This is a genomic window from Flavobacterium sp. 5, assembly GCF_002813295.1.
Lineage (GTDB): Bacteria > Bacteroidota > Bacteroidia > Flavobacteriales > Flavobacteriaceae > Flavobacterium.
Map to the genome: position 1 here is coordinate 813,972 of NZ_PHUE01000001.1, position 15,892 is coordinate 829,863.

General features: G+C 31.5%; 13 protein-coding genes. 5 read left to right on the forward strand and 8 right to left on the reverse strand.

From position 1 onward, the window contains the following. Positions 1-47 precede the first annotated feature (47 nt). The 7 genes from yidC to guaA form a co-directional block, all read right to left on the reverse strand. The gene (gene yidC, locus CLU82_RS03330) at positions 48-1,943 is read right to left on the reverse strand and encodes a membrane protein insertase YidC (RefSeq protein ID WP_100841756.1); all 1,896 of its coding nucleotides are present in this window, start codon (positions 1,941-1,943) and stop codon (positions 48-50) included. A gap of 117 nt (positions 1,944-2,060) precedes the next feature. Beyond that, a complete protein-coding gene (locus CLU82_RS03335; protein ID WP_100841757.1) occupies positions 2,061-3,674 on the reverse strand; it encodes a CTP synthase in 1,614 nt (537 codons plus the stop codon). A 170-nt stretch (positions 3,675-3,844) separates the two neighbouring features. After that, entirely contained in the window at positions 3,845-4,075 is a 231-nt protein-coding gene (locus CLU82_RS03340) for a DUF3820 family protein (protein ID WP_077377026.1), read from the reverse strand. 69 nt (positions 4,076-4,144) lie between these two features. Then, positions 4,145-4,546, reverse strand: a complete 402-nt coding sequence (locus CLU82_RS03345; protein WP_100841758.1) for an OsmC family protein — start codon at positions 4,544-4,546, stop codon at positions 4,145-4,147. Positions 4,547-4,734: 188 nt separating this feature from the next. Beyond that, on the reverse strand, positions 4,735-6,705 hold the full coding sequence (locus CLU82_RS03350; RefSeq protein ID WP_232735202.1) for a LysM peptidoglycan-binding domain-containing protein: 1,971 nt from the start codon (positions 6,703-6,705) through the stop codon (positions 4,735-4,737). An 80-nt stretch (positions 6,706-6,785) separates the two neighbouring features. Continuing rightward, positions 6,786-8,669, reverse strand: coding sequence for a LysM peptidoglycan-binding domain-containing protein (locus CLU82_RS03355; RefSeq protein WP_100841760.1), 1,884 nt, complete (start codon positions 8,667-8,669; stop codon positions 6,786-6,788). A 62-nt stretch (positions 8,670-8,731) separates the two neighbouring features. Beyond that, positions 8,732-10,261: a glutamine-hydrolyzing GMP synthase gene (gene guaA, locus CLU82_RS03360; RefSeq protein WP_100844916.1), complete on the reverse strand. Its 1,530-nt coding sequence runs from the start codon at positions 10,259-10,261 to the stop codon at positions 8,732-8,734. 177 nt (positions 10,262-10,438) lie between these two features. Here guaA and CLU82_RS03365 point away from each other — a divergent pair, with 177 nt between their 5' ends. After that, a complete protein-coding gene (locus tag CLU82_RS03365; RefSeq protein WP_100841761.1) occupies positions 10,439-10,972 on the forward strand; it encodes a hypothetical protein in 534 nt (177 codons plus the stop codon). 18 nt (positions 10,973-10,990) lie between these two features. On the opposite strand, the gene CLU82_RS03370 is transcribed toward CLU82_RS03365, so the two are convergent. Next, positions 10,991-11,716, reverse strand: coding sequence for a hypothetical protein (locus CLU82_RS03370; RefSeq protein WP_100844917.1), 726 nt, complete (start codon positions 11,714-11,716; stop codon positions 10,991-10,993). A gap of 731 nt (positions 11,717-12,447) precedes the next feature. Between CLU82_RS03370 and CLU82_RS03375 the strand changes: the two genes are divergently transcribed. The 4 genes from CLU82_RS03375 to gldI all read left to right on the forward strand — a co-directional run bounded on the left by CLU82_RS03375 (position 12,448) and on the right by gldI (position 15,883). Next, on the forward strand, positions 12,448-12,834 hold the full coding sequence (locus CLU82_RS03375) for a RidA family protein (RefSeq protein ID WP_100841762.1): 387 nt from the start codon (positions 12,448-12,450) through the stop codon (positions 12,832-12,834). A 66-nt stretch (positions 12,835-12,900) separates the two neighbouring features. Next, the gene (locus CLU82_RS03380; protein ID WP_100841763.1) at positions 12,901-14,157 is read left to right on the forward strand and encodes a voltage-gated chloride channel family protein; all 1,257 of its coding nucleotides are present in this window, start codon (positions 12,901-12,903) and stop codon (positions 14,155-14,157) included. Between the two features lie 67 nt (positions 14,158-14,224). Beyond that, positions 14,225-15,229 carry a bifunctional oligoribonuclease/PAP phosphatase NrnA gene (locus CLU82_RS03385; RefSeq protein WP_100841764.1) on the forward strand — a complete coding sequence of 335 codons (1,005 nt, stop codon included), beginning with the start codon at positions 14,225-14,227 and terminating at the stop codon, positions 15,227-15,229. A gap of 6 nt (positions 15,230-15,235) precedes the next feature. Continuing rightward, the gene (gldI, locus tag CLU82_RS03390; RefSeq protein WP_100841765.1) at positions 15,236-15,883 is read left to right on the forward strand and encodes a gliding motility-associated peptidyl-prolyl isomerase GldI; all 648 of its coding nucleotides are present in this window, start codon (positions 15,236-15,238) and stop codon (positions 15,881-15,883) included. The last annotated feature ends 9 nt before the right edge of the window (positions 15,884-15,892 follow it).

The following is a 15,892-nucleotide window of genomic DNA, read 5'->3' on the forward strand; positions in this document are numbered from 1 at the left end:
AAAGCTCCTATTTTACAAGGAGCTTTTGCTATATATATCAAATATAATTACTTTTTATCTTTCGCTTTTTGAGCCTCAGCTTGTTCCATAGCAGCTTGTAAACGCTGTTGAAATTTACCTGGTTTTTTAGGCTCTTTTGCTTTATTCTCTTGAATTTGAGCATGTATTTTATCAGAATCTACAATATAATTTTTGATAACAAACATGATTCCAATAGTAATCAAATTCGAAATAAAGTTATACAAACTCAATCCAGCACCATAACTATTGAAGAAAATTAACATCATAATTGGTGAAATATAAATCATGTATTTCATCATTTTGGCCATATCTGGCATTCCTTCTTGTTGAGGAGCTGCCATTTGTTGATCGCCAGAAGTCATTTTCATATAAAAGAAAATTGCTATAGCTGCCAAAATTGGAAATAAACTAATATGATCACCATATAATGGAATATGGAAAGGCAATTTATAAATAGAGTCAAATGAAGATAAATCATCTGCCCAAAGGAAACTTTTTTGTCTTAGCTCAAAAGCCGATGGGAAAAACTGAAACGAAGCATACATAAATGGCAACTGAATCAAAGCTGGAATACAACCGGCCATAGGATTCACTCCTGCTTTATTATACAATTTCATTGTTTCCTGTTGTTTCTTCATTGGGTCTTTTTTGAATTTTTCTCCCAATTCAGTAATATCAGGTCTCAATACTTTCATCTTAGCTTGTGACAAAAATGACTTGTATGTAATAGGAGACATGCAAATTTTGATAATTATCGTAAAAATAATAATTGCAATTCCGTAAGCAATATAAGAACTTAAGAATCCAAATAAAGGAATAAAAATCCATTTATTAATCCATCCAAAAATACCCCATCCTAATGGAATTATTTTTTCTAAATGCTTGTCATATGATTTTAAAGTTTTATAATCTGAAGGTCCAAAATACCAATTCATTTTATAATCTAACTCACCATTAGTAAATGCTAAAGGCATATTAGCTTTAAATTGCTTAACAAAAACAGTATCAATTTTTTCATCAACAACTAAATTATTTGATTTTAATTCTGCCTTTGTAAAAGGAGTATTAGTTAATAAAATAGAAGTAAAAAAATGCTGTTTAAAAGCAACAAAACTAACTTTCTCAGGAGATTCTGCTCCCTCTTTTCCATGTCCTGTATCGCTAATTTTCTCATCACCATACTCGTAGTCTAAAAGAGTATAACGATTTTCGTAAGAGATACTTTTCTCAGTTCTAAACGTTTTCAAATTCCATTGCAAATCCATTGGTTTTGCCGTATTTAAAACTTTATTTAAACCCTGAGAACGAATATCAAAACCAACCATATAATCGTTTGGTTTCAAAATGTATTTGTATTCTAAAAATTCATTAGCTCCTGCTTTCAATTTCATCGAAAGAATTTGCTCATCACCAACTTTAGATAATGTAGGTTCAAAATACAAGTCTTTTGTATTTAAAACTCTACTATCATTTGTTTGCAATTGAATATTTAAATCAGCATTATTATCTTTTATCAAAGAGACTAATTGACCCGATTTTTTCTCAAATTTTTCGAAATTTTTTAAAGTAGCTTCAACAATATAACCTCCTTTGTTAGCGATTTTTAATACTACAAAATCATTTTCGATAGTTGTAACATCATTTTTCGCAGAAGGCAAAGTTGCAGAATAAGCAAATCCTCCTAATGTTTTTTGCAATTGAGCTAATTGTGTAGAATCTCCTGCTACAATAGCTGTTGGTGTCACAATTTGTTTCGAAGCTGCAGCTTTAGCATTAGCTTCTTTTGCAACTAATTCTTTTTTAGCCTTTTCTGCAGCAATTTGCGCCTCTGAAGGTTTGTTTTGGTACATCATCCAAAAGAATATACCAACGATTAATAACATCCCTATAATCGAGTTAAGGTCTAATTTTTTTTCTTCCATTTTATTAATTATTGTTATCTATGTTCTAATCATAATAAATTAGAAACTGATTTTATTAGTCATCAATATACATTTAATGTTACATTGATGATTATCTATTTAGAAAACCTTTATATCTTATTTCTTTTTTCCTTTTACTGCTGCCGCAACAAAGCTTACAAAAATTGGATGCGGATTTGCTACTGTACTTTTGTATTCTGGATGATATTGTACACCTATAAAGAAAGGATGATTTTCTAATTCAACAACTTCCACAAGACCTGTATCCGGATTTACACCTGAAGCAATTAATCCCGCTTTTTGCAATTGATCTACATATTGACTATTGTATTCGTAACGGTGACGGTGACGCTCTGATATAGATGTTTTACCGTAAATTTTATGTGCTAATGAATCTGGCGTAAGATCACACTTCCAAGCTCCAAGACGCATTGTACCACCTTTATCTGTAACTGTTTTTTGATCTTCCATCAAATTCACAACAGGATTTTTGGTTTTATCATTCATCTCAGTAGAATTGGCATCAGCTAACCCTAAAACTGTTCTAGAATATTCAATAATTGCCATTTGCATTCCCAAACAAATTCCGAAAAATGGAACATTGTTTTCACGAGCATAACGAATAGTTTCAATTTTACCTTCAATTCCTCTTTCTCCAAAGCCCGGAGCAACAAGAATTGCATCTAAATCTTGCAACTTTTCTTTTATATTCTCAGAATCGATAAATTCAGAATGTATCGAAATAACATTTACTTTAGTTTCATTTGCAGCACCCGCATGAATAAAAGCTTCCAATATTGATTTGTAGCAATCCTGCATTTCTACATATTTACCAATCAAACCAATATTTACCGTATGCTTAGGCAATTTTAATCTACGCAAGAAAGTATTCCAGTTTTTTAAATCCGGAGCTGCTTTTTTAGGTAAATCTAATTTTTTCAAAGCCACTACATCAAGTCCTTCTTCCAACATTAAATTTGGAACTTCATAAATAGTTGATGCATCAATGGATTGAATTACAGCTTCACGTTTTACATTACAAAATAAAGCTAATTTATTACGGATTTCATCTGAAATCTCATGCTCTGTTCTACAAACCAAAATATCAGCTTTGATTCCGCTTTCCATTAAAGTTTTAACAGAATGCTGCGTTGGTTTTGTTTTTAATTCACCAGCAGCAGCTAAATAAGGCACTAATGTTAAATGAATAACGATGGCATTATTTTCACCTAAATCCCACACCAACTGACGAACTGATTCAATATATGGTAATGATTCAATATCTCCGACAGTACCACCGATTTCAGTAATAACAATATCATAATCACCAGAATTACCCAGCAATTGCATTCTATCTTTGATTTCGTTGGTGATATGAGGAACAACTTGAACCGTTTTTCCTAGAAATTCCCCTCTACGTTCTTTTTCTATTACCGAAAGATAAATTCTACCAGTAGTTACATTATTAGCTTGAGAAGTTGGCACATTCAAGAAACGTTCGTAGTGTCCTAAATCCAAATCTGTTTCTGCTCCATCATCTGTTACATAACATTCGCCATGCTCATACGGATTCAGGGTTCCTGGGTCAACATTTAAATAAGGGTCAAATTTTTGAATAGTCGTTCTATATCCTCTTGCCTGTAACAATTTTGCCAAAGATGCTGCTATAATTCCTTTTCCTAAAGAAGAAGTCACACCACCTGTAACAAAAATATATTTCGTTTGATTCATTCTGAGTTGTTGTTTGTATTGTAGTTGTGTAAAAAACGTGGCAAAAGTACAAAATTTATTGGATACTAGACTCTACAAGTATTAGAATTTTAGACTTATTACATTAATGCTTAATTAACAAACAACTTTACTACAACCATCAAAAAATTCTAATAAATCTTCTGAAATAACTAAGGTTTTGGGTACTTCTTTTTAATATTACGAATTAATTCTTCGAGTCCATTAAGCTTTAATTCATAAATTAACTTTAACTGCTCTCCTAGTTCTCCTTTTGGAAATCCTTTGTTACTGTACCAAACAATATAATATTCGGGGATATCAATCAGAAACCAGCCTTCGTATTTACCAAAAGGCATTTTGGTATGAGCTAGTTTTATAAGCTGTTTTTGATTTTGGTCCATTTTAAAAAGTAAAAGAAGCCCAAATGCAGCGCTTCTTTTATTGAAATTATTAATTATTAATGCTTTTTTTTACTTCCAATTAAAAGTAATTCGCTTTTCAATATCAGTATTCAAACTCAAGAAAACCGGGCAAGTCATTGCAGCTCTTTCTAAAATAGTTTTATCTTTCGATTCGGTAACTCCTTGCATTTCAAAAACAATTTCAATTGCTCCAATGCGTCTTGGCTCTGCATTCATGATTTTGGTCACTTCGGCAGTTGAACCTTTAAAATCAACATCCAAATCTCTTGCTTTTATCCCCATTATCGTCATCATGCAGCTTGCCAAAGCATTTGCTACCGTATCTGTTGGCGAGAAAGCCTCACCTTTTCCATTATTATCAACTGGAGCATCAGATATAATTTCAGTACCCGATTGTATGTGTATTGAGGAAGTTCTTAAATCCCCTAAATAAGTTACTTTTGAAGTCATTATCGTTTTAATTATATATTATTATTGTAAATCATCACAAAAATTCCAGTTCTTTACTTTTAGCCCCGATAGTAGTGAAAATCCTTTTTGTTTTGATTTTTCATCAGAACAAAAAGATTGAAACGGATAGCAGGAACCATCTTAACCAAAAATACCCGATCTTTCTGCTCCTAAAACAGATTCTTCTTTTACTTTGCCTCTTTTACAGTCAAATCAGTGTCGTAATACAAAATGTAAATCCCCTTATTAATATAACCGCCTTCATCTTTTTTATGATACTCAAACTTGTTTTCTACTTGCTCTGTTATCATTGTTTCGGCTGTTTCCTGATAGGTTTTGTCTTGAGACAAACGCATCATTGTATCAAAGGTGATATCGAAACCACGAATGGCAAAGGTGCTTGGATTTACTTTATTCTTTTTTCTATAGCTCTGCATAAAAATTTGAGCTTCAGGAGAGTTATTTTCGCGAGTCGCAGAAGGATACATTAAATGCAGTTTAGTTAAATTTTCGAAACTTATCTCATCTGTATCCAGAGTTTCATTTGGTTCTAAAATAACCAATTGAACTTGATAACCTGCCATAACGCTAACCATAGTGTTTATAGTATATTTAATCATACCCGTATTACCAGTCTCCAGAATAACATAATTCATTTTATCCTTAACCAACTGACTTTTGAAACCTTCTACATTTAAACCACCTGTAGGAGTCAATGGAGCTATTTTTACTTCTTTTTGATTCTCTAAAATGTATTTTCTGATAGTTTCCTTTTTCTTATCAATTACCGCTATTATATTCCCTTGTTTTGCATTTAAAAAATTAAACATAGCCGTTTTTAAATCAGAAGCCGGAACAATCGATTGGTATAAATTTGGAGTTGGATTACCTGTATCTTTTGACAGTGGAGAAATAACCGGTACATTACTTTGACCAAGTAAATTAGCCATTTTTTCTACATTTGCTTGATAAAATGGACCAACAACAGCATCGGCACTGGCAATATCATTATTACTAAAAATAGTCGCAACGTTTGAAGTTGTTTTCCCTTCATTTGAATCGAAAATCTTTACATCCAAGTTAATACCGACTTGCTTTGCTGAATCGATTGCAACTAAAGCACCTGCATAAAAGTCTAAAGTCATATTCAGAAATTTATCATTATTTAATCGATTGACATTAGAACTAATTGTATCACCTCCATTTTTAGCAATATTGAAAGGTAGTAACAAAACTAAAGTCTTTTTATCATTACTATTTTTCGAATTTAAAACAACTTTTTGTTTCGCCGAATTAGATGCAATTTGATTTGATTTTGAAGGCACTTTTAAAACCATTCCGTCTTGAACTCCTGCTGACAAATTAGGATTCAGATCGATCAATTGCTGTTGTGTTAAACCAAACTGCTTTGACAAACTGTAAAAAGTTTCTTTGGCTTTTACACTGTAATCAACATAAGTAACAGGCTCAGATACTGTTGCTGACTTAACAACTGTTGGCTTAACCGGCATTACTTTTGTTTCTACAACTGCAGTTTTTGTCACCGCTTTTGGTCTGTTTCCTTTTATCAATAGCTCATAACCAACTGGCAAATTAGCTACAATTTCAGAATTTTTATGTTCCAATTCTTCAATAGTTATGCCGTATAGTTTAGCTATAGAAAACTTCGTTTCTTTTGGCAATACAGTATGATAAACCACTGTATTCTTAGCCACAACATTTGTTTTTTGGCTATTTTTAGAAGGAATATTCAAAGTCTGACCTACTTGTAAACCATTTTTTTCAAGATCTGGATTCGCTTTTTTCAAATCCTGATCGGTTACATCGTATTTTTTTTCAATTCCAAATAACGTCTCCTTAGCAAGTACTAAATGTGTTTTTGGAAGTTGATTATTTGATGGTTTTACTGGTGGTACAACACTATTTCCTTTACTTCTTGGAATTAACAAAACACTATTAGGTTTCAATACTTTTTGCGCATCTGGATTAAGCTTATAAATATCGTAAGGAGTAACATTGAATTTCTGAGCTATTTGAGCTATTGTTTCACCTTTACCAACGATATATTTATCAATCTTTTCTTGTCCAAAAACTGAAGTCAAAGAAAACAACAACGTACAAATTGCAACACAAAAATAGTTCATATTAGATCGGGTCATTTATATTTTATTTTTAGTAAAAATACTGCCTTTATAACAGATATTTTCTCTAGTGACTGTTAATTTATTCTTTAATTAAATTATTCAGAAACGATATTTGCAATAAACATTTTTTCAAAAAGCGGTTTACCTTGTTTCTGAATGCATTCATATTGTGCTTCCTCTTTAGTTGCAAAAGTTTTTGAATATACATAATACGTAAGCACATTCACATTATAAAAGAAATTACTATCCAAAGAACCTGCATCTGATATTTTTTTAATAAATGCATCTCTTTGCTTAGCATCTTGAAAATTACCTAATACTACATAATAACCTGCTTTCAAATCTTTTACACCTTCTATATTTTCTATTTTTATCGACTTAACTTTAGTTGGTTGTTTAGCCAATTCTTTTTTTACTTGTTCTAATGTAAGGGTCTTTGAAGCAACTGCCTTTTTGTTTTTTGCCTGAGCTTCTGATGCTTTATTTTGATAGCTTTGATTTTTTAATTTCGCCAAATTATCATCGAATGTTCTAGCTTGCTTACTATAAAAGTCAGCTTTACTGATATGTAATCTCAATTCAGCTTTACTTTCTTTATTCAACGAATCCAATTTTGTAATCAACTTTATGTTGTTTAAATCACGAACGCGTTGTTGCATTTCCATAGTCTTCAACTCTGCTGGAGTTAATTTTGAAACTTTTGCTTCAGCTGGTTTTGTTTTACTGTTATCGCGAATACTTTTCTTGTACTCTTGATTTTCTTCCACAGCAATACGCTCCGCTTTGTCCATTAAACCTGAATATACTTTTCTATTATCCGCTAATTGTTTTTTTAGCTGTTGTGATAAGTCATTAGTCTTTTGAATATTTTCGTTAGAAATCTTTTGCAAACGAATAGATTCATCAAGATCAACTAATTCAGTTTTTTTCAAATCAGTTAAATCTTTACTCATAGTGTTCACCAATGAATCTAATTTAACCAAAAGAATTTCCTGAATATTCTTATTAGCTTCTAAAACCATCTTAAGTTTTTCAGCAGAACCTTCTTTTGTATTATCAATCTCTTTTAGATTAACTAAAAGACCATTAACCTTTATTACTTTTTGATTGATTTCTTCCTGCAATACAAGTTTTTCTTTTAAACTATTGATTTCTTTTGTATTCGCTTTTGATTTTTCAACCACCACTTGTTTTTCTGCCAAAGCAAGCATCAACTCTTCATTTTCATTGGTTGGCTTAACTTCTTTAACATTGATTGCCAATTTATTTCCTTCTACCAAACCATTAACAATTTCTGGATTTTGAGATTCCAATTGTTCAACTGAAATACCAAATTGTTTAGCTATAGAATACTTAGTTTCTTTTGGTTTTACCACATAAAAAACGGTTTCAGCATTGATAACTCTCACTCTACCGTCCAGAGTTTTCTTTTTATTTGGAATAGCAATTTCTTGCCCTATCTGCAATCCATTTTTCAAAAGAGCAGCATTGGCTTTATCTAAATCTTCAACAGATACATTATATAGCCTTGCGATGCTAAACAATGATTCTTTTGCCTGAACTAAATGCGTGCTTTTTGCAGCTATGGTTTCTGATTTTGATTCTTGAGGAATAACTAATTCCTGACCAACCTGCAATCCATTAGCAAGAGCAGTAACATTCGCATTTTGAATTGCTTCTACTTTAACATTATACTTTGTTGCTAATCCAAATAAAGTTTCTTTTGGAGCAACAGTATGCGTAATAGAATTTGGGGTTTGAGGGAGTAATTCTGGAACATTCAGTATTTGGTTTTCTGAAATTCCGTTTTGTGCTTCTGGATTTAATCTATAAATTTCAGAAGGAGTTGTTTTGTAGTTTTGAGCGATTTGGGGGATCGTTTCGCCTTTTAAAACTGCATGCTTAGTTGCGGATTGCTGTCCAAAAGAGACATTCGATACAAAAGCAACAAACAATAAAAATCTTGAAAATTCTTTCATAAATAAGTAGGTTTAAACAATTAAGTCGTTACAAATGTAACGACTTAATGTTAAAAAAATTACTATTCCCACTCAATTGTTGCAGGTGGTTTTGAACTAATATCGTAAACGACACGATTCACACCTTTTACTTTATTGATAATATCATTAGAAACTGATGCCAAAAAATCATATGGTAAATGTACCCAGTCAGCAGTCATTCCATCAGTAGATTCTACTGCTCGAAGTGCTACCACTTTTTCGTAAGTACGCTCATCACCCATTACTCCAACACTGTTTACAGGAAGTAAAATAGCTCCTGCTTGCCAAACTTTATCATACAATCCCCAAGATTTTAATCCGTCGATAAATACTTTATCTACATCTTGTAAAATTTGTACTTTTTCCAGTGTGATATCTCCTAAAATACGAATAGACAATCCAGGTCCTGGAAAAGGATGTCTTCCCAACAATTCTGGATCAATTCCTAAAGTTGCTCCTACTCTACGTACTTCATCTTTGAAAAGCATACGTAAAGGTTCAACAATCTTTAATTTCATATAATCAGGTAAACCACCCACATTATGGTGTGATTTGATAGTTGCAGATGGTCCTTTTACCGAAACTGATTCGATAACGTCAGGATATATAGTTCCTTGAGCTAACCAAGTAACATCTTCAATTTTATGTGACTCATCATCGAAAACTTCTATAAAAGCATTTCCGATGGCTTTTCTTTTTAATTCTGGATCACTAACTCCTGCTAAGGCATCGTAAAAACGCTGAGAAGCATCAACCCCTTTTACGTTCAATCCCATTCCTTCGTATTGATCTAAAACACTTTGAAATTCATTTTTACGAAGTAATCCGTTATTAACAAAAATACAATACAGATTCTTACCAATAGCTTTATGTAATAAAACTGCAGCTACTGTTGAATCTACACCTCCTGAAAGACCTAAAACAACTTTGTCGTTTCCGATTTTTTCTTTCATTTCAGCTACAATTTCTTCAACGAAAGCACCTGGTGTGAAATTTTGGGGAACTTCAGCAATTTTTACTAAGAAATTCTCTAACATTTTTGATCCATCTGTAGAGTGAAAAACTTCAGGATGGTATTGAATTGCATAAGTAGTTTCTCCTTCTATTTTGTAAGCAGCATATTCCACATCATGTGTACTTGCTAATTTTACTCCATTAGTTGGTAATGCTTTGATACTATCACTGTGGCTCATCCAAACTTGGCTGTTTTCAGAAACGCCTTCAAAGAAAATTTCGTCCTCTTTAATATAAGATAAATTCGCTCTTCCGTATTCTCTTGTATTAGAAGCAGCTACTTCACCACCACTAAAATGGGATAAATATTGCGCTCCATAACAAACGGCAAGCATTGGTAATTTCCCTCTGATTTGAGATAAATCTGGATGTGGTGCATCTTCTCCTCTAACAGAAAAAGGGCTTCCTCCAAGAATTACGGCTTTATAACTTGATAAATCACTCGGAAAATGATTGTAAGGAAAAATTTCGCAGAATATATTTAATTCGCGAACTCTACGCGCAATAAGCTGTGTATATTGCGATCCGAAATCTAAAATAAGTACGTTGTGTTGCATGCGCAAAAATACTTTATATATTCGGAATTGAAAAATTGTATTTTGAAAAATTTTTAATTTATTTTTTTTAAATAACTTTCCATTAAATACTAATTCAATCTTAACCTCGTTAAAAGATAAAACAGTAAATCTATTAAGTTTCATCTCTAAAAAATCTAAATCTAAAATCTCTCGATAATGAAAACAAAAAAAAATATAGTTATAGGAATGGCAATTTTATCCTTATTTACAATTTCATGTAGTGAAGTAGATAAACTATTGACTTTTACAGTTTCTGATGAAGTAACATTAAAAATAAACAGTGGTTTATCAGTAGACACACCGTTTGAAATACCAACACCAGATATTACAACAAATTCATCAGAAGAATTTAAAAACAATAATACTAAAGCCGATTTGGTTAAAGATGTAACATTGAAAGAATTAAAATTAAGTATTGTAAGTCCTGCGGATAAAACGTTCAGTTTTCTAAAATCGGTTCACATGTACATTTCTACAACTAATGATAATGAAATCGAAGTAGCGTATCTCGATAATATTAGTACAACAGCAAACTCAATTAATCTAACCTGTACTTCCCAAAAATTGGACCAATACATTAAAGCTTCCACTTATAAACTAAGAACAGCTATAGTAACAAAAGAAACTTTTGGCCAAAATATTGAGGTAAAAGCCAATATGCAGTTTAAGGTAACCGCTGATCCTTTTTAGTTACAAAAGAGTAATAAACTACTCTTTAACAATTTTAAACTTCGACTTTACACCTGTATCAAAGTTATCCCAATAATTATGTACTAACATACTTCCTGTATTGTCATAAATCGCAAATTCACCTGTATTTCCTCCTAACTCTCCTCGATTAAGTGCTTCTAAATCTAAAAAACTTAATCCCTCTTTAAGAAAAAATTTAATTTCTTTAAAATTACCGTCAAGAAATAATCTGTTTACCAAAACTTCCTCTTTATAATCATGAGTTATAGTTGTTTTTATGAAATCGCCATCGATAGCCCCGTAATCTCTAATTCTTATAATTAAATATGGTGACTTTGTATGAATAACTCCAAAATCCATGTCTGCTTTTCGGAGATACGAATCATTCTCTTTTAAACCATTATTAACCAAATATTTACTAACACTTTTACTCAATCTATCTCTAATTTCATCCCCAGGATTGATAAACTCATTATCCTTAGGAAGCATTGAAATTTCACTTTTAGTTTTAACCTTATAATCGTCAACAGGATTAGGAGGTGATTGAATTACATTTGAGTTTTTATAAACATTTGGTGGAATAATTATTGGAACATTTGGATCAGTAGGTGGAATATCTTTTTTTTCTGGTTTCGGCTTACTATTAACGGGAGGAATCCCTTTAAACTTATTACTAAACTCGACTTGAGCATACGTACAAGTTGCAAAACCTATTAGAAAAATAAATAAAAAAATTTGTTTCATACTATTAAAAAAAGTAGGTCTTTGTCTTAAATTATATTCCAAAAATAAAAAAACATCATCTATAAAATCATAAAACAAACATAATTTATTTTTATTAAGCTGTTAAGAAATTAAAAATTTCAAAAAAACATCCCTTATAAAGAAGTACAATGACGTGCGAAAATAATTTTATAAAATTTATTTATTAGACACTGTTGGGTGTAACACTACTTTTCAATACCAAAATCATACTTTATAGTTGTTTTTAACAATTAAATTGTTTTAAATAACAATTCTATAGTTGTTATTAACTATTAAATTGTTTTAAATAATAATTTTATAGTTGTTTTTAACCATTAAATTGTTTTAAATAATAATTCTATTGTTGTTTTTAATAATTAAATTGTTTTAAATAATAAATTAATTATACTTTTCTAAACTCCCTTGGTACAATTCCGTAAAAAACAGTTGATACAATTAGGAACAAAGACGATCAGAAATCATAACTTAAGATATCTGTAGGAATTATGTTTTGTATAGTCTGTGTGGTTCTTTTTAAAATGAAACGTCTTCAACAACATATAAACTAAAATAAAATTATTATTTTGTTATAAAAACTACAATTCAACCACAATAAGACTTCTACGTCAAAATCGACACTTTTTTTAATTCTAATTTTTATAAATTCGCACTTTAATCGAAATCTTTGATATCGTATTAAACAACTATTAACAAACTTAAAAAACTAAATAATGAAAAGAGAAAACATCTTGACTGGATCACCTTGGGAAGACAAAATGGGATATTGTCGTGCGGTTCGTATCGGAAACATCATAGAAGTATCTGGAACTGTAGCCATAGTTGATGGTGAAAAAGTAAAAGCTGATGATGCTTATGCACAAACATTAAACATCCTCGAAAGAGTAGAAAAAGTCTTAGAAGATCTTAAAGTAGGAATGAAAGATGTTATTCGTACTCGAATTTTCACAACAGATGTTTCTACCTTTGAAGCTGTTGCTACTGCGCATGCTACTTTCTTTAAAGACATCAAACCAACAACAGGATTTTACGGCATCAACCAATTGGTAGCACCAGAATACTTAGTTGAAATTGAATTTACTGCTATTGCATCAGAGTAATTGTAAAAATTACTATAAATTGCAATGTTTTTATAAAACACCTAGTTTAAAAAAGTATTGCTATTAATGGATTATCAAAAAATAAAACAATTAATGCTTATCACACTCAAATGGTTTTTCATTTGTTGTCTGATAGGCATTTTTTCTGGATCAGCTTCAGCCTTATTTTTAGTTTCTTTAGAATTTGTTACCCAAATTAGAATCCACAATACTTGGATTATTTGGCTATTGCCTTTTGGAGGATTACTTATTGGTTATATTTACTTTATATCGGATTCCCGAATTGCAAAAGGAAATAATCTCCTTTTAGAAGAATACAACAAACCCGAAAAAAAGATTCCATTCATGATGGCGCCGTTAGTTCTTTTGGGAACACTAATAACGCATCTATTTGGTGGATCTGCGGGAAGAGAAGGTACTGCTGTGCAAATGGGCGGAGCTATTGCCGACGTATGCACCTCGATTTTCAAATTAAATCAGTCTGAAAGAAGAACCCTGATAATTTTAGGAATTAGTGCTGGTTTTGCATCCGTTTTTGGGACACCACTAGCAGGAGCAATTTTCGCATTGGAAGTTGTTTATTTCAGTAAAATAAATATTAAAAGTATCTTTTTATCATTTGTAGTAGCCTACATCGCATATTTTACAGTCGAATATTGGCAAATAAAACATACTCATTATAGTATACCGACAATACCCAAGATGAATTTTACTATTCTGTTTTGGATTATTATTGCCAGTGTTTTATTTGGACTTGCAGCATTGCTTTTTTCAAGAAGTACACATTTTTGGGGGAAATTATTTTCTAACAACATAAAATACCCACCATTAAGACCTTTTATTGGTGGTATTGTATTAGCTATTGCAATTTATTTTATCGGAACTACAAAATTTATTGGCTTAGGTGTTCCAGAGATTGTAAATGCTTTTTCTATTCAAAACACTCCTTATGATTTTCTTTTAAAAATACTTTTTACCGGTTTTACACTTGGTGCTGGTTTCAAAGGTGGTGAAGTTACTCCACTCTTTTTTGTCGGAGCAACATTAGGAAGTGCATTATCAGCAATCGTTCCTTTGCCAATTGCCTTATTAGCTGGAATGGGATTTGTAGCTGTTTTTTCGGGAGCAACCCATACTCCTATTGCTTGTACCGTAATGGGAATGGAGCTTTTTGGAATTGATTGCGGGCTTTATATTGGAATTGCCTGTCTAACTGCTTACTTTTTCTCAGGATCTATAGGCATTTATAAATCTCAAATTGTACAAGGTCCAAAGTCTATTTTGTATCAAACTATTAGAAAAAAAGGATTGAAATACCTTTAATCTATATTTCTTTATAATTTCTTAAAAGCTTTCAACATTTAGTTTAAAAAATGTAATTTCGCAAACTATGAATATACAAGACATACAGGCGATACAGTTGTTATTATCAACTCCAAAAAAAATTGCAATAATACCACATAGAGGTCCAGACGGAGACGCCATGGGTTCTACATTAGCATTATATCATTTTTTACTAAAAAACAATCACTTCCCAACAGTGATTTCTCCAAACGATTTTCCTGATTTTCTAGCTTGGATGCCAGGCTCAGAAACCGTAAAAATATACGAAAAAGACAAAGAAAATTGTACCAAAATCCTTGAAGAGGCTCAAGTAGTTTTTACTTTAGATTTCAATGCACTACATAGAGTGGGTGAAATGGAACATGCATTAGAGAAACTTACTGCTCCATTTATCATGATTGATCATCATCAAAAACCTGATGATTATGCAACCTATACCTATTCAAATGTTGCCTTTGGATCAACTTGCGAAATGGTTTATAATTTCATCTCTTTCTTAGACAAAAAACAAGACTTAGACAAAACAATAGCTACTTGTATTTACACAGGAATATTAACAGACTCTGGTTCATTTCGTTTTCCAAAAACAACTGGAACAACACATCGAATCGTAGCAGAATTAATTGACCTTGGAGTCGAAAACACATTAATTCCAGCCTTGTTATTTGACAATAGTTCTTATAATCGTTTGCAATTATTAGGACGTGCCTTGCAGAATATGAAAGTTATGATGGATCATAAAACATCATATACAACGTTAACACAAGAAGAATTAAATAGTTTTGATTATATAAAAGGTGATACTGAGGGCATTGTTAATTATGGTCTAAGTATAAAAGGTATTGTATTCACAGCCATTTTTATCGAAAACAAAGAAGAAGGAATTATTAAAATTTCTTTCCGTTCTCAAGGTACTTTTGATGTAAATCAATTTGCAAGAGATCATTTTCAAGGAGGAGGACACAGTAATGCCGCTGGAGGAAAATCCGAAACTTCAATGGAAGAAACCAGAAGTAAATTTGAAAATTTAGTCCAAAATCTAAAAATATAGTAACCTATGAATTATTTTAAAGTACTACTAATTGTATTTTTCAGTACCTTTTTGGTATCAAGTTGTAAACAACACCAAGAAGCAAGAAAACCTATTTCGCATTCGTCTGGTAGTTTCATGAAACAATCTATTGCTCGTAATAAAAAAATGATAGCAAAAGAAGAAGACCAAATTGAAGCTGTTATTAAGAGCGATCCAAAGAAACAATACATTGCATCCAAAAAAGGATATTGGTATTATTATGAGACTAGAAATCTAACCGATAGCCTTAATCCGAAAAAAGGTGACATTGCCTTTTTTGATTATGAAATAAAAGACCTAAGCGGAAATATTATTTATTCTCAAGAAGAACTAGAACCACAAACCTATAAAGTCGATAAGCAAGAGATTATGATGGGATTGAGAGACGGAATAAAATTGATGCGTAAAAAAGAAAAAGTACACTTCCTTTTCACCTCACACATGGGATATGGTTACCACGGAGATAATAACAAAATAGGAACCAATCAGCCTTTATTTTGTACCGTCACACTTAATGATTTTATGCCTGAATCCGAATATAACAAACAGATGCAACCCGCAACAATTGCAAAAGCAACAGTAACTCCCGCTATAAAATCTAAAGCAATCATAAAGGACACCTTAACAAATTAAAAGAAAGCA

Coding starts and splice junctions, on each gene's coding strand:
- CLU82_RS03380 (WP_100841763.1), top strand. CDS start 12,901: ATGGATTATCAAAAAATAAAACAATTAATGCTTATCACACTCAAATGG.
- CLU82_RS03335 (WP_100841757.1), bottom strand. CDS start 3,674: ATGAATCAAACGAAATATATTTTTGTTACAGGTGGTGTGACTTCTTCT.
- yidC (WP_100841756.1), bottom strand. CDS start 1,943: ATGGAAGAAAAAAAATTAGACCTTAACTCGATTATAGGGATGTTATTA.
- CLU82_RS03345 (WP_100841758.1), bottom strand. CDS start 4,546: ATGACTTCAAAAGTAACTTATTTAGGGGATTTAAGAACTTCCTCAATA.
- gldI (WP_100841765.1), top strand. CDS start 15,236: ATGAATTATTTTAAAGTACTACTAATTGTATTTTTCAGTACCTTTTTG.
- CLU82_RS03355 (WP_100841760.1), bottom strand. CDS start 8,669: ATGAAAGAATTTTCAAGATTTTTATTGTTTGTTGCTTTTGTATCGAAT.
- CLU82_RS03365 (WP_100841761.1), top strand. CDS start 10,439: ATGAAAACAAAAAAAAATATAGTTATAGGAATGGCAATTTTATCCTTA.
- CLU82_RS03340 (WP_077377026.1), bottom strand. CDS start 4,075: ATGGACCAAAATCAAAAACAGCTTATAAAACTAGCTCATACCAAAATG.
- CLU82_RS03385 (WP_100841764.1), top strand. CDS start 14,225: ATGAATATACAAGACATACAGGCGATACAGTTGTTATTATCAACTCCA.
- CLU82_RS03350 (WP_232735202.1), bottom strand. CDS start 6,705: ATGACCCGATCTAATATGAACTATTTTTGTGTTGCAATTTGTACGTTG.
- CLU82_RS03370 (WP_100844917.1), bottom strand. CDS start 11,716: ATGAAACAAATTTTTTTATTTATTTTTCTAATAGGTTTTGCAACTTGT.
- guaA (WP_100844916.1), bottom strand. CDS start 10,261: ATGCAACACAACGTACTTATTTTAGATTTCGGATCGCAATATACACAG.
- CLU82_RS03375 (WP_100841762.1), top strand. CDS start 12,448: ATGAAAAGAGAAAACATCTTGACTGGATCACCTTGGGAAGACAAAATG.